This window comes from Streptomyces sp. PL-25 (assembly GCF_058344915.1).
Window position 1 is genome coordinate 4,027,037 of record NZ_CP136997.1, and the last position, 22,366, is coordinate 4,049,402.

The 22,366-nt window shown below is 74.0% G+C and carries 21 protein-coding genes; 12 read left to right on the forward strand and 9 right to left on the reverse strand.

From position 1 onward, the window contains the following. The first annotated feature begins 799 nt into the window (after positions 1-799). The 4 genes from pstS (at position 800) to pstB (ending at position 4,943) form a co-directional block, all read left to right on the forward strand. Positions 800-1,927, forward strand: a complete 1,128-nt coding sequence (gene pstS, locus R4Z62_RS18155) for a phosphate ABC transporter substrate-binding protein PstS (protein WP_491520350.1) — start codon at positions 800-802, stop codon at positions 1,925-1,927. Positions 1,928-2,030: 103 nt separating this feature from the next. Next, positions 2,031-3,041 (forward strand): phosphate ABC transporter permease subunit PstC, encoded by a 1,011-nt coding sequence (gene pstC / locus R4Z62_RS18160; RefSeq protein ID WP_064533886.1) that lies wholly within the window; start codon positions 2,031-2,033, stop codon positions 3,039-3,041. Further along, positions 3,038-4,090, forward strand: a complete 1,053-nt coding sequence (gene pstA, locus R4Z62_RS18165; RefSeq protein ID WP_491520351.1) for a phosphate ABC transporter permease PstA — start codon at positions 3,038-3,040, stop codon at positions 4,088-4,090. The genes pstC and pstA overlap by 4 nt, the downstream gene beginning before the upstream one ends. 76 nt (positions 4,091-4,166) lie before the next feature. Beyond that, complete coding sequence (gene pstB / locus R4Z62_RS18170; RefSeq protein ID WP_018568816.1) at positions 4,167-4,943, forward strand: phosphate ABC transporter ATP-binding protein PstB; 777 nt, start codon at positions 4,167-4,169, stop codon at positions 4,941-4,943. 115 nt (positions 4,944-5,058) lie between these two features. Here pstB and R4Z62_RS18175 read toward each other — a convergent pair whose 3' ends face one another. Both R4Z62_RS18175 and R4Z62_RS18180 read right to left on the reverse strand, forming a co-directional pair. After that, positions 5,059-6,057, reverse strand: a complete 999-nt coding sequence (locus R4Z62_RS18175; protein ID WP_491520352.1) for an inorganic phosphate transporter — start codon at positions 6,055-6,057, stop codon at positions 5,059-5,061. 7 nt (positions 6,058-6,064) lie between these two features. After that, a complete protein-coding gene (locus R4Z62_RS18180) occupies positions 6,065-6,685 on the reverse strand; it encodes a DUF47 domain-containing protein (protein ID WP_026252685.1) in 621 nt (206 codons plus the stop codon). Positions 6,686-6,936: 251 nt separating this feature from the next. Between R4Z62_RS18180 and R4Z62_RS18185 the strand changes: the two genes are divergently transcribed. Continuing rightward, entirely contained in the window at positions 6,937-7,311 is a 375-nt protein-coding gene (locus R4Z62_RS18185; RefSeq protein WP_064533883.1) for a metal-sensitive transcriptional regulator, read from the forward strand. A gap of 69 nt (positions 7,312-7,380) precedes the next feature. On the opposite strand, the gene R4Z62_RS18190 is transcribed toward R4Z62_RS18185, so the two are convergent. Together R4Z62_RS18190 and R4Z62_RS18195 are read right to left on the reverse strand one after the other, a co-directional pair. Beyond that, positions 7,381-7,554, reverse strand: a complete 174-nt coding sequence (locus R4Z62_RS18190) for a hypothetical protein (RefSeq protein ID WP_173860848.1) — start codon at positions 7,552-7,554, stop codon at positions 7,381-7,383. Positions 7,555-7,691: 137 nt separating this feature from the next. Further along, the gene (locus R4Z62_RS18195) at positions 7,692-8,525 is read right to left on the reverse strand and encodes an SCO4651 family lipoprotein (RefSeq protein WP_064533882.1); all 834 of its coding nucleotides are present in this window, start codon (positions 8,523-8,525) and stop codon (positions 7,692-7,694) included. 141 nt (positions 8,526-8,666) lie between these two features. On the opposite strand from R4Z62_RS18195, the gene R4Z62_RS18200 reads away from it, so the two are divergent. Then, complete coding sequence (locus R4Z62_RS18200; protein WP_173860783.1) at positions 8,667-8,825, forward strand: hypothetical protein; 159 nt, start codon at positions 8,667-8,669, stop codon at positions 8,823-8,825. A gap of 74 nt (positions 8,826-8,899) precedes the next feature. Here the strand turns inward: R4Z62_RS18200 and R4Z62_RS18205 are convergent, their stop codons facing one another. From R4Z62_RS18205 to R4Z62_RS18215, 3 genes are read right to left on the reverse strand one after another with little or no spacing between them, the layout of a single operon-like run. Then, entirely contained in the window at positions 8,900-9,343 is a 444-nt protein-coding gene (locus R4Z62_RS18205) for an NUDIX hydrolase (protein ID WP_064533881.1), read from the reverse strand. Positions 9,344-9,358: 15 nt separating this feature from the next. Beyond that, positions 9,359-10,603: a CHAD domain-containing protein gene (locus R4Z62_RS18210; protein WP_491520353.1), complete on the reverse strand. Its 1,245-nt coding sequence runs from the start codon at positions 10,601-10,603 to the stop codon at positions 9,359-9,361. Further along, a complete protein-coding gene (locus R4Z62_RS18215; RefSeq protein WP_382847096.1) occupies positions 10,584-12,947 on the reverse strand; it encodes an RNA degradosome polyphosphate kinase in 2,364 nt (787 codons plus the stop codon). The genes R4Z62_RS18210 and R4Z62_RS18215 overlap by 20 nt, the downstream gene beginning before the upstream one ends. A gap of 443 nt (positions 12,948-13,390) precedes the next feature. Here R4Z62_RS18215 and R4Z62_RS18220 point away from each other — a divergent pair, with 443 nt between their 5' ends. The 5 genes from R4Z62_RS18220 to R4Z62_RS18240 all read left to right on the forward strand — a co-directional run bounded on the left by R4Z62_RS18220 (position 13,391) and on the right by R4Z62_RS18240 (position 18,104). Further along, positions 13,391-13,942 carry an RNA polymerase sigma factor gene (locus R4Z62_RS18220; RefSeq protein WP_064533878.1) on the forward strand — a complete coding sequence of 184 codons (552 nt, stop codon included), beginning with the start codon at positions 13,391-13,393 and terminating at the stop codon, positions 13,940-13,942. After that, positions 13,939-14,829, forward strand: coding sequence for a zf-HC2 domain-containing protein (locus R4Z62_RS18225; RefSeq protein ID WP_491520354.1), 891 nt, complete (start codon positions 13,939-13,941; stop codon positions 14,827-14,829). The genes R4Z62_RS18220 and R4Z62_RS18225 overlap by 4 nt, the downstream gene beginning before the upstream one ends. A gap of 124 nt (positions 14,830-14,953) precedes the next feature. Continuing rightward, the gene (locus tag R4Z62_RS18230) at positions 14,954-15,814 is read left to right on the forward strand and encodes an ATP-binding cassette domain-containing protein (RefSeq protein WP_355479469.1); all 861 of its coding nucleotides are present in this window, start codon (positions 14,954-14,956) and stop codon (positions 15,812-15,814) included. After that, on the forward strand, positions 15,814-17,394 hold the full coding sequence (locus tag R4Z62_RS18235) for an ABC transporter permease (protein ID WP_491520355.1): 1,581 nt from the start codon (positions 15,814-15,816) through the stop codon (positions 17,392-17,394). The genes R4Z62_RS18230 and R4Z62_RS18235 overlap by 1 nt, the downstream gene beginning before the upstream one ends. Before the next feature lie 41 nt (positions 17,395-17,435). Beyond that, positions 17,436-18,104 carry a hypothetical protein gene (locus R4Z62_RS18240; protein ID WP_064533874.1) on the forward strand — a complete coding sequence of 223 codons (669 nt, stop codon included), beginning with the start codon at positions 17,436-17,438 and terminating at the stop codon, positions 18,102-18,104. Here R4Z62_RS18240 and mshD read toward each other — a convergent pair. Both mshD and R4Z62_RS18250 read right to left on the reverse strand, forming a co-directional pair. Then, a complete protein-coding gene (gene mshD / locus R4Z62_RS18245) occupies positions 18,082-19,002 on the reverse strand; it encodes a mycothiol synthase (protein WP_382847090.1) in 921 nt (306 codons plus the stop codon). The two genes, R4Z62_RS18240 and mshD, sit on opposite strands and share 23 nt — an antisense overlap. Positions 19,003-19,065: 63 nt before the next feature. Continuing rightward, the gene (locus tag R4Z62_RS18250; RefSeq protein ID WP_491520356.1) at positions 19,066-20,883 is read right to left on the reverse strand and encodes an immunity 49 family protein; all 1,818 of its coding nucleotides are present in this window, start codon (positions 20,881-20,883) and stop codon (positions 19,066-19,068) included. A gap of 276 nt (positions 20,884-21,159) precedes the next feature. Between R4Z62_RS18250 and R4Z62_RS18255 the strand changes: the two genes are divergently transcribed. Continuing rightward, positions 21,160-22,362, forward strand: coding sequence for an IS110 family RNA-guided transposase (locus R4Z62_RS18255; protein ID WP_491518842.1), 1,203 nt, complete (start codon positions 21,160-21,162; stop codon positions 22,360-22,362). Positions 22,363-22,366: the final 4 nt, after the last annotated feature.

Here is a 22,366-nt window from a genome sequence, read left to right on the forward strand (position 1 = left end):
TGGGGGCGCGGGGGCGCGGGGGCGTGTTCAGCCGGTGGCCGGTGGGGGACGGTCCGTCACCGGCCGGACCGTCGCCGCCACCACCACCGCGGCCGGTGGTGGTGGGTCCCGGCTCGCGGCCCGCGGCCCGCGACCTGCCGACCGCCGGGCCGTCGGCCACGCTCCGGCGGTCTCACGGGCGGCTGCCCGGCCGTCCTGCTGCCCTGCTGTCCGGCCGCCCGGCTGCCCCGCTGGCCCGTGGGCTCGGTGCGGGCCGGCGTGCGGACCGGCGGCCCTGCCCCGCCGCGCGTCGGCCACCGCGCGCAGGCCATCGCCCGCCGGTGAACGCCTGTCGGCGAGCGTGGCGGGGACGCGGACGCTCGGGCGCCTCTCGGGCGGATGCCCTTGTGGCCCATCGCCTGCCGCCGCCGCGCCGCCGCGCCGCTCCGTCGTCCGCCGTCTGCCGCCCTCCACTCGCACATCTCCCCGCCTCCCCGCCTCCCCGCCCCCTTGCCTCCCCGCCCTTCGCCTCCCCGCCCCCGCGTCCCTCCGCACTCCCGGAGGGGCCTCATCGGAGGCAGCCCGCGCCCCCGGAGGGACCCCATCGGGATCTACGCGTGTTCTCCCCGTGAGCGTTCCGTGACCTCACCGCACCGACGGCAGGGGTTCACCCCGCGTTCACTTCCGGCCATCGGCCGCTTCATCTGTTCTGCCTAATTTCGGCCTTACCCGGTGCTGATGCGCATCTCGTCGCATCGGTGTCAGTCACTCTTCGCACGCCGCCGATCAGGACGGCGGCTCCTGGAAGGAACTCCCTCAAGTGAAGCTTCAGCGCAAGAACCGGCGGGCACTCGCTCTCGGCGTCCTCGCCGTCTCCGGCGCCCTGGCCCTCACGGCGTGCGGTTCGGACGACACCGGCGGTAAGAGCGACGCCTCCGGCAGCGGCAGCACCGCCGCCTCGAACAGCTCCGTCAAGTGCGACGGCGCGAAGGGGCAGCTGCGGGCTGACGGCTCTTCCGCGCAGAAGAACGCGATCGACGCCTGGGTCAAGCAGTTCAGCCAGGCCTGTGGCACGCAGATCAACTACAAGGGCGGCGGCTCCGGCGCCGGTGTCACCGCGTTCAGCCAGGGCCAGGTCGCCTTCGCGGGCTCCGACTCCGCGCTGAAGCCCGAGGAGATCGAGGCCTCGAAGAAGGTCTGCACCGGCGGTCAGGGCATCGACCTGCCGATGGTGGGCGGCCCGATCGCCGTCGGTTACAACGTCTCCGGCGTCGACGACCTGGTCCTGGACGCGCCGACCCTGGCCAAGATCTTCGACGGCAAGATCAAGACCTGGGACGCCCCGGAGATCAAGCAGCTGAACCCGAAGGCGAAGCTGCCCAGCCTCAAGATCCAGGCGTTCCACCGCTCGGACGAGTCCGGCACCACGGACAACTTCACCAAGTACCTCAAGGCCGCCGCGCCGAACGACTGGAAGTACTCGGGGGGCAAGGCCTGGCAGGCGAAGGACGGCCAGGCCGCCCCGCAGTCCTCCGGCGTGGCGCAGCAGGTCAAGCAGACCGACGGCGCGATCGGCTACTTCGAGCTCTCCTACGCCAAGGGCCTGAGCACGGTCGCCATCAGCACCGGTGCCGCCGCCCCGGTCAAGGCCACCGTCGAGAACGCCAGCAAGGCCATCGCGGACGCCCAGGTCGTCGGCACCGGCAGCGACCTGGCGCTCAAGCTGAACTACAACACCAAGGCCGAGGGCGCGTACCCGATGGTCCTGGTCACCTACGAGATCGTCTGCGACAAGGGCAACAAGTCCGACACCCTGCCCGCCACCAAGGCGTTCCTGCGCTACATCGCCAGTGAGGACGGCCAGAAGATCCTCACCGCCAACGACTACGCGCCGATCCCCGACGCCATCATCGGCAAGGTCCGCACCACCATCGAGGGCCTGAGCTGATCCGCGTGCGGTCCGGCCCCGGTACCGGGGCCGGACCGCACCGTCCGGTGCACCGCCGCCAGGAGCCGCGCCCCGCGCACGGCTCCGCAGACCGGAGAACCCGATGGACATATCGACACAGAAGACAGACGCCGACGCACCCCCGCTCCCGCCCAGCCCCGGCCCGGCCGACCAGCGCACCGGCCGCGGCGTCACCCGCCCCGGAGACCGGATCTTCCTCGGTCTCTCCCGCGGCTCGGGCATCCTGCTGCTCGTGATCATGGCCGCCATCGCGGCCTTCCTGACCTACCGCGCGTGCCTGGCCATCAGCAAGGACGACGGCAACTTCCTGACCACCTTCGAATGGAACACCGGTGTGCAGCCGCCGGTCTTCGGCATCGCCGTGCTGGCCTTCGGCACCGTGGTGTCCTCGGTGGTCGCCATGGTCGTCGCGGTCCCGATCGCGGTCGCCATCGCGCTCTTCCTCACCCACTACGCCCCGCGCCGGCTGAGCGGTCCGATCTCGTACGTGATCGACCTGCTCGCCGCCGTGCCGTCCATCGTGTACGGCCTGTGGGGCGCCCTGGTCCTGGTGCCGCACCTGGACGGCCTCTTCAGCTGGCTGAACGACTACCTCGGCTGGACCGGCATCTTCTCCTGGGAGGGCGGCGCCCCCCGGTCGATGCTCACCGTGGGCATCCTGCTCTCCATCATGATCCTGCCGATCGTGACCAACGTCAGCCGTGAGGTGTTCCGGCAGGCGCCGCGGATGCACGAGGAGGCCGCGCTGGCCCTCGGTGCCACCCGCTGGGAGGTCATCCGCATGGCGGTGCTGCCCTTCGGCCGCTCGGGCGTGATCTCCGCCTCGATGCTCGGCCTCGGCCGCGCGCTCGGCGAGACGATCGCCGTCGCCACCGTGCTCTCCCCGACCTTCGACATCAAGGCCAGCCTGCTCGACCCGGGCGGCGGCACCTTCGCCCAGAACATCGCCAGCAAGTTCAGCGAGGCGACCGAGTTCGGCCGGGACGCGCTGATCGCCTCCGGTCTGGTCCTGTTCGTCATCACCCTGCTGGTCAACGGCGCGGCCCGGCTGATCATCGCCCGCCGCAAGGAGTACTCGGGGGCCAACGCATGAGCACCGCGACCATCGCCGACCGGCGTCCGAGCAGCCTGCGCGGCGCCCGCCTGCCCAAGTGGACCCCGTGGGCGACCGCCGCCGGATCCGTCGTCGTGGCCGTCGTCATCGGCGTCGTCGGCGACCTGCACAGCCGCGTCCAGTGGGGGCTGATCGCCGCCCTGCTGTTCATCCTGGGCACCTACGGTGTCACCGCCCGGGTCGAGGGCCGCCGCCAGGCCAAGGACCGGGTCGTCACCAGCCTGGTCTGGGTCTCCTTCCTGATCGCCCTGGTGCCGCTGATCTCCCTGGTGTGGACGACGGTGCGGCGCGGGGTGAAGGTCCTGGACTTCTACTTCCTGTCGCACTCCATGGGCGTCGTCGCCGACACCGAGCCGGGCGGCGGCATCTACCACGCGATCATCGGCAGCCTCGAACAGGTCGGCCTCGCCACCGCGATCGGTGCCCCGATCGGTGTGCTCACCGCGATCTACCTGGTCGAGTACGGGCGGGGCAACCTCGCCCGCGCGGTGACCTTCTTCGTCGACGTCATGACGGGCATCCCGTCCATCGTCGCGGGCCTGTTCATCCTCAGCCTGATGCTGATCTTCGACATGGAGCCGTTCGGCTTCGCCGGTTCGCTGGCCCTGGCCATCCTGATGATGCCGGTCGTGGTCCGCTCCACCGAGGAGATGCTCAAGCTCGTACCGAACGAGCTGCGCGAGGCCTCGCTCGCCCTGGGCGTGCCCAAGTGGCGGACGATTCTCAAGGTGGTCCTGCCGACCTCGATCGGCGGCATCACCACCGGCATCGTGCTGGCCATCGCCCGTATCGCCGGCGAGACCGCACCCGTGCTGCTGCTGGTGTTCGGCAACCCCTTCATCAACACCGATCCCTTCGAAGGGGCGCAGGCCTCGCTGCCGCTGTACATCTACCAGCAGTACGCGAACAGCGCGGGCTCCGGCGCGGCGTACGACCGGGCGTGGGCGGCCTCGCTCACCCTGATCGCCGCGGTGATGATCCTCAACCTGGTGGCCCGCGGCATCGCCCGCTGGAAGGCCCCTCGTTAACCCTGTGCGGCTACCGCCGCGTGGCCGGTCGCCAAGCGACCCCCTCGGCGACTGAGACGGAAGTGAAGAAGTAGTCATGGCCAAGCGAATCGACGTGAGCGGGCTCACCGCGTACTACGGCTCCCACAAGGCGATCGAGGACATCTCGATGACGGTCGAGCCGCGTTCGGTGACGGCGTTCATCGGGCCGTCCGGCTGCGGCAAGTCGACGTTCCTGCGGACCCTCAACCGGATGCACGAGGTCACCCCCGGCGGCCGGGTCGAGGGCAAGGTGATGCTGGACTCCGAGGACCTGTACGGCACCGGGATAGACCCGGTCTCGGTCCGCCGCGAGGTCGGCATGGTCTTCCAGCGGCCGAACCCGTTCCCCACCATGTCGATCTTCGACAACGTGGCGGCCGGGCTGCGGCTGAACGGCGGCCACAAGAAGAGCGAGCTGGGCGACATCGTCGAGAAGTCGCTCAAGGGCGCCAACCTCTGGAACGAGGTCAAGGACCGTCTGAACAAGCCGGGCTCGGGGCTGTCCGGCGGTCAGCAGCAGCGGCTGTGCATCGCCCGCGCCATCGCGGTCGAGCCGAAGGTGCTGCTGATGGACGAGCCCTGCTCGGCGCTCGACCCGATCTCCACCCTCGCCATCGAGGATCTGATCGGCGAGCTGAAGGAGCGCTTCACGATCGTCATCGTGACGCACAACATGCAGCAGGCGGCCCGTGTCTCGGACCGTACGGCGTTCTTCAACCTGGCGGGCGTGGGCCAGCCGGGCCGGCTGATCGAGATCGACGACACCGAGCGGATCTTCTCCAACCCGTCGGTGCAGGCCACGGAGGACTACATCTCCGGCCGCTTCGGCTGATCCCCCAGGCCCCTCGCGGTGCTGCATGGCGGTGCCACCGCGAGGACGCGGAAGGGCCCGCCCCCGGTCTCCGGGGGCGGGCCCTGTGCGTGTGTACGGCGCGGTGGCGCGGTTCCTACAGGAACGCGAGGTCGATCAGCCAGAACGCGACGGCCGAGACGACGGCCGCGGCCGGCATGGTGATGAACCAGCCGAGGACGATGTTCTTGGCCACGCCCCAGCGGACCGCGTTGACCCGCTTGGTGGCGCCCACGCCCATGATCGCCGAGGTGATCACATGGGTGGTGGAGATCGGGGCCTTGAAGAGGAAGGCCGTGCCGAACATGATCGAGGCGCCGGTCGCCTCGGCGGCGAAGCCCTGCGGCGGGTCCAGCTCGATGATCTTGCGGCCCAGGGTGCGCATGATGCGCCAGCCGCCCGCGTAGGTGCCCAGCGACAGCATCAGCGCGGAGACCAGCTTCACCCACACCGGGATCGGGTCGCCGTAGGTCTCGACTCCGCCGATGACCAGCGCCATCACGACGACGCCCATGGTCTTCTGCGCGTCCTGGAGGCCGTGGCCGAGCGCCATGCCGGCCGCCGACACCGTCTGCGCTATGCGGAAGCCCCGCTTGGCCTTGTGCGGGTTGGTCCGGCGGAAGATCCACATGATGGCCGTCATGACCAGATAGCCGACGATCAGACCGACCACCGGGGACAGGAACATCGGGGTGACGACCTTGTCCACCACCCCGGACCAGTACACGGTCGTACCGCCCGCGAGCGCGGCGCCGACCAGGCCGCCGAACAGCGCGTGCGAGGAGGACGAGGGCAGGCCGAAGTACCAGGTGGTCAGGTTCCAGACGATGGCGCCCAGCAGGGCCGAGAAGAGGATCCCCATCCCCTTGCCGCCGGTGGGCGTGTCGATCAGCCCCTCGCTGACCGTCTTGGCGATGCCGCTGCCGAGGAAGGCACCGGCGAGGTTCATCACCGCGGCCATCGCCAGCGCGGCGCGCGGGGTGAGCGCGCGGGTGGAGACGGAGGTGGCGATGGCGTTGGCGGAGTCGTGGAAGCCGTTGGTGTACGCGAAACCGAGCGCGACCAGGATGGTCAGAACCAGAGCGAAGGTGTCCATGGACGCCTCAGGACTCCTTGACCGCGATGGTCTCCACCGTGTTCGCCACGTGCTCGAAGGCGTCGGCCGCCTCTTCCAGCACGTCCACGATCTGCTTGAGCTTCAGCACCTCGATCGCGTCGTACTTGCCGTTGAACAGGTGGGCGAGCAGCTTGCGGTGGATCTGGTCCGCCTGGTTCTCCAGGCGGTTCACCTCGATCCAGTACTCGGTGAGGTTGTCCATGGTCCGCAGGTGCGGCATGGCCTCGGCGGTCAGCTCCGCGGCCCGCGCCAGGACCTCGATCTGCTGCTCGACGCCCTTGGGCAGTTCCTCGACGTTGTAGAGGACGACCAGGTCGACGGCCTCCTCCATGAAGTCCATGATGTCGTCCAGGGACGACGCGAGGGAGTAGATGTCCTCGCGGTCGAAGGGCGTGATGAACGAGGAGTTCAGCTGGTGGAAGATCGCGTGCGTGGCGTCGTCACCGGCGTGTTCGGCGGCCCGCATACGCTCTGCGATCTCGGCTCGGGCGGACGCGTCCGCCCCGAGCAGTTCCATCAGGAGCTTGGAGCCCGTGACGATGTTGTCCGCGGACGCGGCGAACATGTCGTAGAAGCTCGTCTCCCTGGGGGTCAGACGAAAGCGCACGTGGGGTCCTCGGGGTGCTTCGGTTTCGGTCAGGGTGATGCTAAGCGCATCATCCGGCCACGGCTAAGGGGCCGTCCCCCAGTGTCGCCCATCAGGCACAGTGGTCGGCACGGGGGCGGGCGAAGGGCCCTTTACCCGGAAAAATTCGTTAGAATATACCCGGTAGGGGTATGCCCGGAGTGGGCCCGCGGTGTGCCCGGGGTGTGCTCCTTGAGTTTCCGTTTGTTTTCCGTTCCGAGCGGGAGGACGCGATGACGACCACCGAGGCGGGTGCCACGGCGCCCCTGGGGGCCACCGGAGCGGAGCACACCGCGCCGTGCGAGGCCGAGGGCCACGAACACGCCACGTACGGCTACCACAAACAGAAGGACGAACATCTCAAACGGCTGCGCCGGATCGAGGGCCAGATCCGCGGGCTCCAGCGGATGGTCGACGAGGACACGTACTGCATCGACATACTCACCCAGGTGTCCGCCTCCACCAAGGCCCTCCAGTCCTTCGCCCTGCAACTGCTGGAGGAGCACCTGCGGCACTGCGTCGCCGACGCGGCCGTCAAGGGCGGCGCGGAGATCGACGCCAAGGTCGAGGAGGCCACCAAGGCCATCGGCCGGCTGCTGCGCACCTGAGCCCCGGCCGCCGCGCGCACCGGCCGGCGGGCGCCCGGCCGCACGCGGGGGCGCACGCCCCGGCGCGGATCACCGGCCGGGACCGCGGCGCTCCTCCGTCACCCGTAGCACCTCGTCGATGTACTCCAGGCTCAGCCGCTCCCGGGCGGCCGAGGCGGCGATGATCAGCTCGCCGCACAGCTCGATCTCGGCGAGGGCCACGTGGTCCTGCACCGCCGTACCGCCGACCGGGGCCACGCGCATCACCTCTTCCCTGCGTCACCGGGCGCGGCGACCGCAGACCCAGAGTAGGGAGCGGCGCACACCCCGCGCATGGCACGGAAGGGCTAGTCCACCGGTCGATTCCGGCCCCGCGCCGGGTGCGCCCCCGGCGCACCGGGTCACTCCTCGGCCACCCGACCGGTGAAGATGTCCTTCTCGCGCGGCAGGGTCACGGTCACCTTGGTCCCGAAGGCGTACAGCAGTGTGGTGGAGAACACCTCCACCGTGCCCTTCCGCCGGGCGTTCACAAATGCGTAGCTCTGCCGGAGCTTGCGCACGCGGCCCTGGTCGTCGAGATAGGCGTCGAACGGCACCTCGGCCGTGGCGAACCCTTTCGCCGCCGCCCGCAGCGCGCCCCGGCCGGCCGCCGAGGCGCCGTCCGCCGCCAGGGCGAGATCGGCGGTGCCCCGGAAGTGCCGTACCGCCACCCCCGCGACCTGGGTCCGGCCCACGTACCGCGCCGTCCGCGTCCCGCGCAGCACCTCGGCGGCGGCGAACGGGTCGGTGGCGCCGCCGGTGACCAGATTGCCGTCGGAGAGCGTGGCCGTCGCCACCCGCACCCACTTGTCGGCGGGCACGCCCGCGCCCCGGTTCTTCATGTACAGCGCGCCCGGCGCGAGCAGTTCGACGATCGGCGGGTGCCCGGTGGCCCCGGCCGGGTCCTGCGGCAGGATCACCGTCAGCTGCCCGTGCTGGGTGCGGAAGTCGTAGGCGCCCTCGCCGCGGATCGTCACCCGGGTGCCGCCGGCGGCCATCTCCATCGACGTACGCGCCTGGGAGCTGCCCGCCCGCAGCAGCGCGTCGGGGGCCTGGCGCAGGGTGTGCACCGGATCGTCGGCGGCCCGCGCGTCCTCGGCCGCCATGCCCCTGCCGGAGCATCCCGAGGCGCCCGCGCAGAGCAGCAGCCCCGCCGCGAGCACCACCGCCCCGCTCGCCTGCCGCCGCTTGGTCATCGCCTGCCTACCCCCAGCTGCCGCGTCCGTACCGGGCCCCTGTCGTCCGGTTAACGACGGGTAGGGAGCCCCGTCACGCGCGGGGGCGGACGGCGGCAAGGCGGCACCGGGCGTTCACCCGGGATGGGTAGCGTGGACGCCGTGGCGCAGGAGGAAGCACGGCAGCGGGAACACCGCACGACCACCGTCGAACAGGGCCGTTTCTGTCTGGCCCGGTGCGACTGCGGCTGGCGCGGGCCCGCCCGCAGGGCGCGCAGCCTGGCCCGCGCGGACGCGGAGGCGCACGCGGCGGGCGGCTGAGGCTCGGGCGGCGGGCGGCGGGCGGCGGGCGGCGGGCGGTGGATGGCGAGTGGCGAGTGGCGGGTGGCTGAGGGTCACGTGGTGGGCGGCCGCGGGACGCTCCCCTCCAGCGCGCGCAGCAGTTCGCCGACCAACTCGCGGTCGCGGGCCCGGGTGAGCCGGTCGCGGGCGGCGGCCGGAGCGAGCCAGCGCAGCCGGTCCACCTCCCGGCCCGGCACGAAGCGGCCGGGCCCGGCCTCGGCGGCCCAGTAGCGCACCCGCTTGGGGCGCCCGTCGGCCAGATAGGCCACGGTGCTCAGCTCCGGGCCGGGCACGGCGGGGTGCCCGGTCTCCTCCAGGACCTCGCGCAGCGCCCCCGCGAGCGGGTCCTCGCCGCGCTTCAGCTTGCCCTTGGGCCAGGACCAGTCGTCGTACTTCGGCCGGTGGATCACGCAGAGTTCGAGCGTGCCGTCCACCGGCGAGCGGCGCCACAGCACACAGCCGGCCGCCGCCACCACGGTGTCCTTCGCGGATGCCACCCGGTCCTCCGCCCCTCAGCCCGCGCCCACGGCCCGGACCGGCCAGGACTGCTGGAAGACGAACCGGGCCGCCTCCACCTCGTGCCGCTGGTCGGCGTGGAGCACCCCGAGCGCGTACGCCGTCGCCGGGGCGATGCGCGGGGTGCGGGCCGCCGAGGCCGCCGCCGCGGCGGCCTCCGAGGCGTCGCGGTGCCGGTCCAGGGCGCGGCCGGCGGCGGGCAGCCGCGCACCGGCCCCGTCCGCGCCCGTGTGCGGGCCGTCCGGGCTGCCTGGGCTGTCCGGGCCGGCCGTCCCGCCGGCCGGGGGCCCGCCGCGCAGGGCCTCCTGGGCGTAGCGGTGCAGCCGCAGCAGCAGCCGGACCTGGTGCCAGGGGGCGTCCTGCGGGTGCGGGGCCGGGTCCGGGGACAGGCCGTGGATCAGCGCCTCCGCGTTGTAGGGGCTGCCCGCGGTGACCAGCGGCAGGGCGGCGACCGCGTCGGCCAGGCGCTCCTCGGCGGCCGCGGCCAGGGCGCGCAGGTCCGTGGTGTGCGCGGCGGGGGTGAGGGGCACGTCGCTGGCGAGGACGGCGACCTTGTCGGCGACGGCGTGGAAGCGGCTGGAGCCCAGCGCCTGGAGCGCGGTGGAGTGGGCGCGGGTGCGGGCCAGGGTGAGCTGGCGGTCCAGCAGCGCGCCCGCCTTGGCGGCGCCCACGGTGAGGCTGCCGCGGTCCGCCGCGGGCGCCGGCGCCCGGAGCCCCACGGCGCCGCCGGCCGCCGGGGCGGTGCGGCCGCCCGGCACGGCGGCGCTCCGGCTGGCTGCGGCCAGGTCGGCGCGGCCGCCGCCCGCGGCCGCGGCGCCGGGGAAGCCAGCCGGTCCGGCTGGTCCGGCCGGACCGGAGAGCCGGTGCAGCGCGGCCAGCAGCCGGTCCAGCCGGGCCTGGCAGGCGTGCTCGCGGGCCAGGGTGCCCGACAGCCAGGCCAGTTCGGGACGCAGCTCCTCCGCCCAGGTCTCGTCCAGGGCGCCGCGGAAGGTGTGCAGGCTGCCGCTGATGCGGCGGGCCGAGCGGCGCAGGGCGCGCGCCGCTTCGGCGGCCTCCTCGCCGGCGCCCGCCGCGGGCCCCGCCTCGCGGTGCAGGCGCAGCGCCCTCAGGAACTCCGTGGCCTGGGCCCGCAGATAGGCCGCCAGGGCGTCCGCGCCCGTGCCGCCGCCCGGCTCGGCGGGCCCGCCCGGCGGCCCGGCGGCGGTGGGGTTCTCCGTCGGGTCAAGGTGTTGCTGTGCCACGCCGGCGCCTCCGGGCGTCTATGAGCGTCTCCTGGATGTTGCGCAGGGGCTGGCCGTCCGCGTCACTCGCGTGCCGGGTCCAGTCGCCGTCCGGGCCGAGGTGCCAGGAGGACGTGGTGTCGGCCATGCCGGTCTCCAGCAGCCGGTTCAGGGCCGCCCGGTGACCCGGGTCGGTGACCCGGACCAGCGCCTCGATACGGCGGTCGAGGTTGCGGTGCATCATGTCGGCGCTGCCGATCCACACCTCCGGCTCGCCGCCCCCGCCGAACGCGAAGACCCGGGAGTGCTCCAGGAAGCGGCCGAGGATCGAGCGGACGCGGATGTTCTCCGACAGGCCCGGCACGCCGGGGCGCAGGGCGCAGATGCCGCGCACCCACACGTCGACGGGCACGCCCGCCTGGGAGGCGCCGTACAGCGCGTCCACGACGGCCTCGTCGACCATCGAGTTGACCTTGATACGGATGAAGGCGGGGCGGCCCGCCCGGTGGTGCTGTATCTCCTTGTTGATGCGGGAGATCAGGCCGTCGCGCAGGGACTTGGGGGCGACCAGCAGCCGGCGGTAGGTCTCGCGGCGGGAGTAGCCGGAGAGCCGGTTGAACAGGTCGGAGAGGTCCGCGCCGACCTGCGGGTCGGCGGTGAGCAGCCCGAGGTCCTCGTACAGGCGGGCGGTCTTGGGGTGGTAGTTGCCGGTGCCGACGTGGCTGTAGCGGCGCAGCGTGTCGTCGCCCTCCTGGCGGACCACCAGGGACAGCTTGCAGTGCGTCTTCAGGCCGACGAGCCCGTAGACGACATGGCAGCCGGCCTCCTCCAGCTTGCGCGCCCACTTGATGTTGGCGTGCTCGTCGAAGCGGGCCTTGATCTCGACCAGCACGAGGACCTGCTTGCCGGACTCGGCGGCGTCGATGAGCGCGTCGACTATGGGGGAGTCGCCCGAGGTCCGGTACAGGGTCTGCTTGATGGCCAGCACGTCCGGGTCGGCGGCGGCCTGCTCCAGGAACGCCTGCACGGACGTGGAGAACGAGTCGTAGGGGTGGTGCAGCAGCACGTCGCGGCTGCGCAGCGCGGCGAAGATGTCCGGCGGGGTCGACGACTCGACCTCGGCGAGGTCACGGTGGGTCCCGGCGACGAACTTGGGGTACTTCAGCTCGGGCCGGTCCAGGCTGTGGATGCGGAACAGGCCGGTGAGGTCGAGCGGGCCGGGCAGCGGGTAGACCTCGGCCTCGCTGATCTTCAGCTCGCGCACCAGCAGGTCGAGCACCTCCCGGTCGATGGACTCCTCCACCTCCAGGCGCACCGGCGGCCCGAAGCGGCGCCGCATCAGCTCCTTCTCCAGGGCCTGGAGCAGGTTCTCGGTGTCGTCCTCCTCCACCTCCAGGTCCTCGTTGCGGGTGAGGCGGAAGGTGTGGTGCTCCAGGACCTCCATGCCCGGGAACAGCTCCTCCAGATGGGCGGCGATCACGTCCTCCAGGGGGACGTAGCGGCCCGGTGAGCTCTCCAGGAAGCGGTTGAGCAGCGGCGGCACCTTGACGCGGGCGAAGTGGCGGTGCCCGGTGACCGGGTTGCGCACCACGACGGCCAGGTTCAGGGAGAGGCCGGAGATGTACGGGAAGGGGTGCGCGGGGTCCACGGCCAGCGGGGTCAGCACCGGGAAGATGCGCTGCCGGAACAGCGTGAACAGGCGGGCCTGCTCCTTCTCGGCCAGCTCGCCCCAGCGGACCAGGTGGATGCCCTCCTCGGCGAGCGCCGGGGCGACGTCCTCGTGGTAGCAGGCGGCGTGCCGGGCCATGAGTTCGCGCGAGCGGGCCCAGATCATCTCCAGCACCTCGCGCGGCTGGAGCCCGGAGGCGGAGCGGGTGGCCACCCCGGTGGCGATACGGCGCTTGAGGCCGGCCACCCGGACCATGAAGAACTCGTCCAGGTTGCTGGCGAAGATCGCGAGGAAGTTGGCCCGCTCCAGCAGCGGGGTGTCCGGGTCCTCGGCCAGCTCCAGCACGCGTTCGTTGAAGGCGAGCCAGCTGCGCTCCCGGTCGAGGAAGCGGCCCTGCGGCAGCCGCTCCTCGCCGTCCCCGCCCTCCCCGGGCTCCTCGTAGACGTCCAGATCGGCGTCGATGTCGGGTTCCAGATCGGAGACGGCCGCGGCCACGGTGTGCGGGCGGTGGGCCGCGAGGGCGCCCACGGAGGGCTGGGGGTGCGGGACCTGCTGCGCTGCTGCCTGGGCGTCTGGCTGGCTCATAAATCCATTCTTCCGCGCGGGGAGGGGGACAGGCGCGTCGGAAGGCGCGGGCGGGAGCACGGCTGCGGTCCCCTCCGGGGGCGGCGCAGGCTCAGGCACGGCGGGTCTCATTGGCCGAGCGTCGCAAGCCCGTCTGAATCAACGGTTACGGAGACATGACGTGCGGGATATCGGGGGGCGGCCTGCGGGGGCGGGGCCCTCCGGGGGTGGGACGGTGCTTTTGCCGGGGCGGGGGGCGGTCGTGGTCGGTGTGCCGGGTCGGGGTGGCGGCGGTGGCGGTCGGTGTGCCGGGTCGGGGTGGCGGCGGTGGCGGTCGGTGTGCCGGACGGCCAGGGGCCTGGGGCCGTCCCGGGCTGCCCGAAGCCTCGTGGGATCTGCCGGTGGGTCCCCGGCCGGGGGCCCACCGGGGGCCGGTCCCGGCCGTGGGGGAACCTGGCAGGGACCGTCCCCGGCCGGCCAGAAGCCCACCGGGTGACCGGCGGGCCTCCCGGCCGGCCCGGATTCGGGTCGCGTGTGCCGTGAACCGGTACGCGGGGTCCGTCCGAAGAGGAGATGTGAGCGGAACGAGAAGCGACGGGGAACTGCTGCGGGCCATCGCGGCGGACCGCGACCGGCGCGCCTTCGAGGAGCTGTACCGGCGGTACGCGCCGTGGCTGGCCGCCCGGCTGCGCGGACGCTGCGCCGACCCGGCGATGGTCGACGACGTCGTCCAGGAGACCTTCCTCGCGGTGTGGCGCGGCACGGCGCGCTACCGGGAGGAGGCCGCCGCCCAGGACGCGGCCGGCTGGCTGTGGCGGATCGGCTCGCGCCGGCTGATCGACGCCCTGCGCGGCGACGGCGCGCGCGGCAGGCTGCGCCAGGCCCTGACCCGGCTGCGCCACCGCGACGAGGCGTCCGCCGAGGAACGCGTCCTCGCGGGCGTCGAGCACGGGGACCTCGCGGGCGCCCTCACCCGGCTCTCGCCGGAACTGCGGGCCGTACTCCAGGCCACGGTCGTCGACGGACTCACCACCCGGGAGGCGGCCGTCCTGCTCGGCATCCCGCCCGGCACGGTCAAGACGCGGGCCCTGCGCGCCCGCAAGCAACTGCGGGAGGCGCTGGCATGAGCGGCGGAACGACACCCCGGAAGACCTGGCACCTCGCCGACGAGGACCTGCGCGCCTACGACCGCGGCGAACTCACCGCACCCCTGCTGTGGTCCGCCGACACCCACCTCGCCGGCTGCGCCGGGTGCCGGGCCCGGCTCGCCGCGCTCGCCGACCAGGCCGCGCTGGACGAGGGCTGGGCCCGGCTGGACGCCGAACTGGACGCGCCCCGCCCCGGCCCGCTGGAGGCGCTGCTGGTGCGCTGCGGCGTCGCCGGCCACACCGCGCGGCTGCTGGCCGCCACGCCGGTGCTGCGCCGGTCGTGGCTGATCGCGGTCACCGCGGTCCTGGTGATGACGGCGGCGGTCTCCGACACCCTGCGCGGCCCGGACTCGCCCACCCTGTTCCTCGCGCTCGCCCCGCTCCTCCCGCTGGCGGGCGTCGCCCTCGCCTACGGGCCCGCGTTCGACCCGGCGTACGAGATGGCCGTGGTCGCCCCGATGCACGGGTTCCGGCTGGTGCTGACGCGCGCGGTCGCGGTGCTGGTCGCCGCGCTCGGCGTCAACGGCCTCGCCACCCTCGCCCTGCCCGGCTACGGGCCGCGCGCCCTGGCCTGGCTGCTGCCCGCGCTCGCCCTCACCTCGACCGGCCTCGCCCTCACCCCCCGCCTCGGCCCGGTCCTCGCCCCCGCCCTGACCGGCGGCGCCTGGACCGCCCTCCTGCTGGCGGCGGAGGCGACCCGGCACGGGGACGCGCCCCTGCCGCCGTTCACGGCCGCCGGCCAGGGCACGGCCGCCGCGGTCGCCGCCCTCGCCGCCGCCCTCCTCTACCGGCTGCGCGACCGCTTCGACATGGCCACGGCCCGCCCCCCGCACGGGGACCTGCCGTACGGGAACCACCGGCCGTGACGCCCGCGCCGCAAGCTCTGACCCCCGCCACCCCGGGCGCCGTCGCCACCCCGGATCCCGCCCCCGGCCCCGGCCCCGCCCCCATGACCGCGACCCGCTTCGATCCTCTGCACGGGAGTGCCTCGTGACCGTCACCGTCTCCGCCTCCGGGCTCACCCTCCGCTACGGCGGCGTCGCCGCGCTCGACGACGTGTCGCTGCGGCTGGAGGAGGGCATCACCGGGCTGCTCGGGCCCAACGGCGCCGGGAAGACGACCCTGTTGCGGGTGCTGGCCACGGCCGTGCCCGCCGACCGGGGCGCGTTCACCGTGCTCGGCCACGACCCGGGCACCACGGCCGGCCGTCTGGCTCTGCGCCGCCTGCTCGGCTACCTGCCGCAGAACCCGGGACTGCACCCGGACTTCACCGCGTTCGCCTTCGTCGACTACGTGGCGATCCTGAAGGAGCTGACCGACCGCGGCGCCCGCCACCGCGCGGTGCGGCGCGCCCTGGAGGAGGCCGGGCTCGGCGACGTACGCGGACGGCGCATCAAGAAGCTCTCCGGCGGCATGCGCCAGCGCGTGGCCCTCGCCGCCGCGCTCGTCGGCGCCCCCCGCTTCGTGGTGCTGGACGAACCCACCGTCGGCCTCGACCCCGAGCAGCGGATGCGCTTCCGGGACCTGGTCACCCGTACCGCCGAGGGCCGCACCGTGCTGCTGTCCACCCACCAGACCGAGGACGTCGCGATGCTCTGCAACCACGTGATCGTCATGGCCGGCGGCCGGATCCGCTTCGAGGGCACCCCCGCCGAACTGACCGCGCAGGCCGCGGGCCGGGTGTGGAGCGGCACCGAGCGCGACCCGGCCGCCCGCGCCGGCTGGCGCACCGGCACCGGCGACTTCCGCAACGTCGGCGATCCGCCTGAGGGCGCCCGCCTGCTCGAACCCACCCTGGAGGACGGCTACCTGCTGGCCCTCGACGACTCCGGCAGCGAGGCGGCGGCGTGATGACGACGACCACCGCACGCCCGGCGCACCCGGCCGCGACCGCCGCCGACGGCGGCCCGCGCGGCCCGCGCGCCCGCGCCGTCCTCGCCCTGGCCCGCGCCGAGACCCGCGAACTGGCCCGGCACCCCGTGGTGCTGGTCTTCTTCGCGGTGTACGTCGCCGCGACCGCCTGGCAGATCTACTCCGGCCACACCGGCTGGCACGAACTGACCGGCCGGGAGGGCATGGCCGACCACCCCGCCCTCCAGGACGCCGACCGGGCCACCCAGAGCGGCGGACTGCTGCTCGGCCTCGCCCTGTTCGTCTGCGCCGACCGGGCCGTGCTGCGCTCCCTGCGCCGGGGCACCGACGAGCAGTTCGGCGTGCTGGTCATGGAGCCGTGGCGGCGCACCCTCGCCCACGCCCTGTCCGTCGTGCCGTTCGCGCTGCTCACCGCCCTCGTCGTCGCCGCCCGCTTCACCTCGGACGCGCTGGAGCCGGGCGCGGTCGGCCACGGCTCGCTCGCCGAGCTGTCGGTGGCGCCGCTGGTGACCCTGCTCGGCGGGGTCGCGGGCGTGCTGCTGGCCCGGCTGGTCCCCTCGGTGCACGCCGCGCCGCTCGTCGTCGTCGGCGTGCTGCTGGCCGGTCTGTTCCTCACCACGGCGACGGGCGGCGCCCACTGGAAGCGCTGGCTGTCCCCGGTCGTCACCGAGAGCGGCGCCGACCCGTTCCCCTCCGACCTGGTGGGCCGCCCGGCCGCCTGGCACGCCCTCTATCTGGCGGGCCTCGTCGTCCTGCTGCTGGGTGCCGCCCTGCTGCGTTCGGGCGGGCGCTCCACCGGCGTCGCGGCGCTCACCGCGCTCGCGCTCGCCGCGACCGCCACCGGCATCGCCGGCCAGTCCCAGGGGCCCTCCGCCGCGCTTCTGGCGGCCCGCGCCCAGGTGTCCGCGCACCCGGAGGCCGTCGAGCGCTGCACGGCGCACGGCGCCACCACGTACTGCGCGCTGCCCGAGTGGACCGGCCGCACCGGGGCCTGGGCGAGGACCACCGACCGTGTCCGCGGCCTGGCCGGGGGCACCGCCGCCACCCGCCCGCTGACCGTGCGCCAGCGCGTCGAGGCGCGCTACGGCCTGGACAACGACCCCTTCTACGACCCGTCCACCGTGCCCGGCACGGTCACGGTCGGCACCCGCTGGGGCGGCAACCGCGTCCCCGAGTACGCCGTCGGCCTCGCCTCCGTCCTGGTCGCGGGCGACGAGCACGCCGGGTCCGAACTGTGCGACGGCCGCGTCGTCACCGTCCTGTGGCTCGCCCTGGGCGGGGACGCCGACCCGCTCGCCTCCCTGCGCGATGTCCGCATCGACGACAGCGTCGAGGGCGGCGCCGTCGCGCTGACGCCCACCGGCAACCTGCTGATGAGCGCCGGCCAGACCGACGTCGTCCGCACGCTGCTCGGCCGCCCGCACGCGGAGGTCGCCTCCGCCGTACGCGGCCACTGGAAGGAACTGACCGCACCCGGCACCTCCACGGCCCGGGTCGCCGAACTGCTGCACGTGCCGGGCATCGGCCACGGGAAGGACACGGACTCGTGCGAGAGGTGACGGGAGGTCAGGAGCGGGGCGCCGACGGGACGCCGCGCCGGGTGATCGGCGCGCTGGTCCGGCCGGTGTGGCGGGCGCTGCCGTGGCGGGTCTTCGGCGCGGCGGGCGGGCTGGCACTGCTCTGCGCGGGCGGCACCCGGCTGGTGTCCGGTGGCGGTCCGGGCCCGGCGGCCGGAGTGGTCGTGCTGCGGCTGGTCGCGCTGCTCGGCGGGTTCGCGCTGGCGTTCCTGCTCGACGACCCGGCCCGGCACACCACCTCGGCGGTGCCGGTACGGCGGCCCGTGCGCGCGGCGCTGCGGCTGGCGCTCGTCGCCCCGCTCGCCGCGGCGTGGTGGGCCGCCGCGCTGCTCCTCGTGCCGGAGCGGGCCCGCCCGCCGGCCGGCCCGCTCACCCTGGAGGCGGCGGCGGTCGCGCTGACCGCGCTGGCCCTCGCGGCGGCCACGGTGCGCTTCGGCCCCGAGCCCACGCCGGGCACGACGGTCGCGCTCACCCTGCTCGTGCTCGCCGTCGCCCTGCTGCTGGCACCGCAGCGGTGGAGCCTGCTGCCGGTCCCGGACGACCCGAACTGGGCGGTGGCGCACCGGTGGTGGGCGGCGATCGGCGTCACCGCCGCGCTGGCCTGGGCGGCGTGCCTGCCCGACCCCCTGGGCCGCCGGCGCGCGGCCGGTCACCGGGGCAGCGCGGGCCTCAGATCTCCGTCCGGTACATGAGGTCCGTCTCGTACGTCGTGAAGCCCAGCCGCTCGTAGACCGAGACCGCCGCCTTGTTGTCGGCGTCGACGTACAGCATCGCGGTGGGCAGACCGCGCGCGGCCAGGTGCCGCAGGCCGGTCACGGTGAGCGCCTTGCCGAGGCCGCCGCCCTGCGCGCCGGGCCGCACCCCGAGGACGTACACCTCGCCGAGGCCGTCCTCGGCGTGCACCTTGGTCCAGTGGAAGCCGATCAGCCGGCCCTCGCGCTCGGCCAGGAAGAAGCCGCCCGGGTCGAACCAGGACTCGGCCTTGCGGGCGTCCAGGTCCCGCTGGGTGAGGGAGCCCTGCTCAGGGTGGTGGGCGAACGCCTCCGCGTTCACCGCGAGCCAGGCGGCGTCGTCCTGGCCGGGCACGAACTCCCGTACGGTGACGCCCTGCGGCCACACCGGCTCGGGCAGGTCGAAGCCGGCGAGCGGGCGCCGCATCTGCCGCAGTTCGCGGAACAGGGTCAGCCCGAGGACCTGGGCGAGGTGCCGGGCGGCGGAGTGCCCCCCGTGCGCCCACACCCGCAGCCGCCGTCCGGAGGCGGCCAGCAGCGCCGAGCCGAGCGCCCTGCCGTGTCCGTGCCCGCGGTGCGCCGGGTGCACGACCAGTTCGGCGGCGGGTGCCTCCACCGGGTCGGTGTCCTCCAGCTGCGCGTACCCGGCCAGTTCGCCGTCGACGTGCAGCAGCAGATGCGACACCCCCTCGCGGGCGCCGCCGCGCAACTGGAGCCTGCCCTGTTCGGACACGGCCTGCTGCCCGTCGGCGCGGGCCGCCGCGGCGATCAGGCCGAGGACGGCGTCGGCCTGGTCCGGGGAGAGCGCGGTGACGGTCTCCAGTGAGCGGGCGGTCGGTGCGGTCTCGTCGCTGGTCATGCGTCCGAGAGTACCGAGCGGGGACCGGGCGGCGGAGGTCTCGCGCGGATCGGGCCCCTCGCCCTACGGGCTCTGGAGCGGGCGCGCCGGCCGGAGCAGCCGGGGCGGCAGATAGGGCGACTCGACCCCGATCTCCCAGCCCCGGCGGCGGGCGTGGCAGGCCAGCGCCAGGACGTCCAGGCTGAGGGCGGCGTCGGGGCCCTCGGCCCGGTCGCCCACCGAGAAGTGGTCGCGATGGGTCTCCAGGGCGTCCAGCAGGGCCAGGTTGAAGCTCTCCTCGTCACCACCGGTGAACTGCGAGAGCAGCACCAGCGGCGGCGGCAGGAACGCGGAGCTGCGTATCGCCGCGCACCGCCGCAGGGCCGCGTCGAGGGCGGGCCGCGGGTCCGTGCCGCTCAGCTGGGCGTGCAGGGCGCGGCGGTAGCCGGTGAGCGGGGTGTCGCCGTAGCGCTCCTCGGGCGGTCCGCCCGCGAGCAGCGGGGCGAGGTCGTCGGGGCGGCCGGAGATCAGGGCGAGGTTCACGGCGAGCTGCCAGGTGCGCGCGTCGGGCCCGTCGTCCGCCTTCCAGGCGGCGTACCGGACCGTCCTGCCGCCGAGTTCGGCCTCGACCTCGGTGCCGGGCTCGGCGAGGGCCGCGCGGAAGACGACGGCGCCGCACCGCGAGCCCAGCAGCACGTCGTCGGCCATCGCCTCGCCGGGATCGGCCGCCCCGCGGGCCCGGCCCGTGACCAGCAGTTCCAGATGGTGGAGGGCGCGCGACAGCTCCCAGGTGGCGTACGGGTCGGCGGGGTCGGGGTCCAGCGCGTCGCGCACCTGCTCCCGGAGCCACGTCTCTCTGTCCGGCCGCGTCCCGCCGGGCAGTTCGGGCCGCGCGAACCGCACCGGCCCGGCGGCAGGTCCGGTGGCAGGTTCGATGGGCGGTCCGGTGGGCGGTTCGGCACGGGTGCCGGACCGCGCGTCCTGTCCATAGGGCCCGACCCGCGGCCCCTCGCGCTCGAACCCGGTGACCGGCCCGTACGGCAGATAGTCGCTCTCGATCTCCGGCGGCCGGCCCTCGCGCCGGTGGGCGAGGGCCGCGAGGGCGAGGGGCAGCAGCGGCAGCAGTGTGCGCGGGGCGGCATCCGGCCCCGCGGCCTCGGCGACCGGCCGCAGCAGCCGCACCAGAGCGTCCCGGAACGCCTCGCGGTCTCCCGCAGCGAGCGCCCGCAGCGCGAGCAGCCCGACGGTCTCCGCCCGGTCGTCCGGCCCGGCGGCACCTCCCCCGCCGTCTCCCGCCCGCACCCGCCCGATCGCCGCGTCGAGCGCGGCCACCTGCTGCTCGTCGGAGGGCGGGTGGCCGTCCTCCTCGCCGCCCGTGTCCCCGAGGACGTACGCCAGGAAGCCGTTGACCAGCTCGTCGTCGGGCAGTCCGGTCCGTCTCTCGGCGGGAGTGCGCCGGGCCCACCACGCGAAGCGGAAGGTCTCCGCGTGGTCCTCGGCCCGCCCGGCCGGCACGGCCAGGCAGAACGCGTCCAGCCACCAGTCCGTCCGCAGGGGGACCGGCAGCGGTTCGCCCTCTTCGCGGTCGTGGCAGACCCCCCAGTTCACATAGGGGAGGAACACGTCGAACGGGTACACCGGGTGGTACGCCGCGTACGCCACCGCCCCCACGGCCGCCTCCGCCGCGTCCTCCAGCACCGCCTTCGCCTCCGGCGACCCGAGCCCCGGGTCCGCCACGGACAGCGCCCCCAGACAGTCGAGGAACTCCTCCGTGATCAGCCGGTACTCGTACGCCGTCACCGGCCCGGCCTTCGAGAACGAATGCACCAGCCGCCCGACCCGCCCGGCGAACCCCTCCACCGCGGCCGCCACCCGGGCGTCCCCCACCTGATGCCGCTCCACCCGCACCGCTCTGCCCCGTTATCTTCTTCGCGGTCCTGCAAGAGGGCCGCTGGCCTCCGGGCCCGGCATGACTGTTGCCCCCTGTCGATCGGATGACCTGGGGGGTGGTGTCACCGGGCCCGGGGGGTGCCGTCGGAGACGCTGATCAGAGGTCCGACCATCGCCTGGCCGGGCGAAATGCCCGGCTGCTCGCGGGCGGCAGGTCTGCATAACGTGGCTGCGCGAGAACGGCTCCCGACCTCGGGGCCGGCACACGTCGACACATGTGGGGGCACGGTGATCAGCATCGACGGGGTGGGCGTCTTCCTGGGCCTGGACGTCGGCAAGCAGACCCATCACGGACACGGACTGACCCCGGCCGGGAAGACGGTCTTCGACAAGCCGCTGCCGAACAGCGAACCGAAGCTGCGGGCGGTCTTCGACAAGCTGAAGGCCAAGTTCGGCACCGTCCTGGTGGTCGTGGACCAGCCCGCCTCCATCGGCGCCCTGCCGCTGACCGTCGCCCGGGACGCCGACTGTCAGGTCGCCTACCTGCCCGGCCTGGCGATGCGCAGGATTGCCGACCTCTACCCCGGCGAAGCCAAGACCGACGCGAAGGACGCCGCCGTCATCGCGGACGCCGCCCGCACCATGCCCCACACCCTGCGCACCCTCGACCTGACCGACGAGGTCACCGCCGAGCTGACCATGCTCGCCGGCTTCGACCAGGACCTCGCCGGCGAGGCCAACCGCACCTCCAACCGCATCCGCGGCCTGCTCACCCAGTTCCACCCCAGCCTCGAACGCGTCCTGGGCCCGCGCCTGGACCATCCGGCAGTGACCTGGCTCCTCGAGCGCTACGGATCCCCACAAGCACTCCGCAAAGCGGGCCGCCGCAAACTGGTCGAGGTCGTCCGGCCCCGGGCGCCGCGCATGGCCGAGCGGCTGGTCGACGACATCTTCACCGCGCTCGACGAGCAGACCGTCGTCGTCCCGGGCACCGGCACCCTCGACGTGATCGTGCCGTCGCTGGCGAAGTCGCTGGCCGCCGTCCACGAACAACGCCGGGCCCTGGAAACGCGGATCGAGGCACTGCTGGAGGCCCACCCTCTTTCCCAGGTCCTGACCTCGATGCCCGGCATCGGCGTCAGGACCGCCGCAGTCCTCCTGGCCACCATCGGCGACGGCAGCAGCTTTCCCACCGCCGCCCACCTGGCCTCCTACGCCGGCCTTGCCCCGGCAACCCGCCAGTCCGGCACGTCGCTCCACGGCGAGCACGCCCCCAGAGGCGGCAACCGGCAGCTGAAACGAGCGATGTTCCTCTCCGCGTTCGCAGCCCTCCACGATCCCGCCTCCCGCACCTACTACGACCGCTGCCGAGCCCGCGGCAAAACCCACACCCAGGCCCTCCTCCGACTCGCCCGCCACCGCATCAGCGTCCTGTTCGCCATGCTCCGCGACGGAACCTTCTACGAACCCCGCAGCCCTCGCCTCGCTTGACGAA

What these genes read in the sequence shown, in the direction of transcription:
- pstC (WP_064533886.1), top strand. Translation starts at nt 2,031, where the DNA reads ATGGACATATCGACACAGAAGACAGACGCCGACGCACCCCCGCTCCCG.
- pstA (WP_491520351.1), top strand. Translation starts at nt 3,038, where the DNA reads ATGAGCACCGCGACCATCGCCGACCGGCGTCCGAGCAGCCTGCGCGGC.
- pstB (WP_018568816.1), top strand. Translation starts at nt 4,167, where the DNA reads ATGGCCAAGCGAATCGACGTGAGCGGGCTCACCGCGTACTACGGCTCC.
- R4Z62_RS18175 (WP_491520352.1), bottom strand. Translation starts at nt 6,057, where the DNA reads ATGGACACCTTCGCTCTGGTTCTGACCATCCTGGTCGCGCTCGGTTTC.
- R4Z62_RS18185 (WP_064533883.1), top strand. Translation starts at nt 6,937, where the DNA reads ATGACGACCACCGAGGCGGGTGCCACGGCGCCCCTGGGGGCCACCGGA.
- R4Z62_RS18190 (WP_173860848.1), bottom strand. Translation starts at nt 7,554, where the DNA reads ATGCGCGTGGCCCCGGTCGGCGGTACGGCGGTGCAGGACCACGTGGCC.
- R4Z62_RS18195 (WP_064533882.1), bottom strand. Translation starts at nt 8,525, where the DNA reads ATGACCAAGCGGCGGCAGGCGAGCGGGGCGGTGGTGCTCGCGGCGGGG.
- R4Z62_RS18215 (WP_382847096.1), bottom strand. Translation starts at nt 12,947, where the DNA reads ATGAGACCCGCCGTGCCTGAGCCTGCGCCGCCCCCGGAGGGGACCGCA.
- R4Z62_RS18225 (WP_491520354.1), top strand. Translation starts at nt 13,939, where the DNA reads ATGAGCGGCGGAACGACACCCCGGAAGACCTGGCACCTCGCCGACGAG.
- R4Z62_RS18235 (WP_491520355.1), top strand. Translation starts at nt 15,814, where the DNA reads ATGACGACGACCACCGCACGCCCGGCGCACCCGGCCGCGACCGCCGCC.
- mshD (WP_382847090.1), bottom strand. Translation starts at nt 19,002, where the DNA reads ATGACCAGCGACGAGACCGCACCGACCGCCCGCTCACTGGAGACCGTC.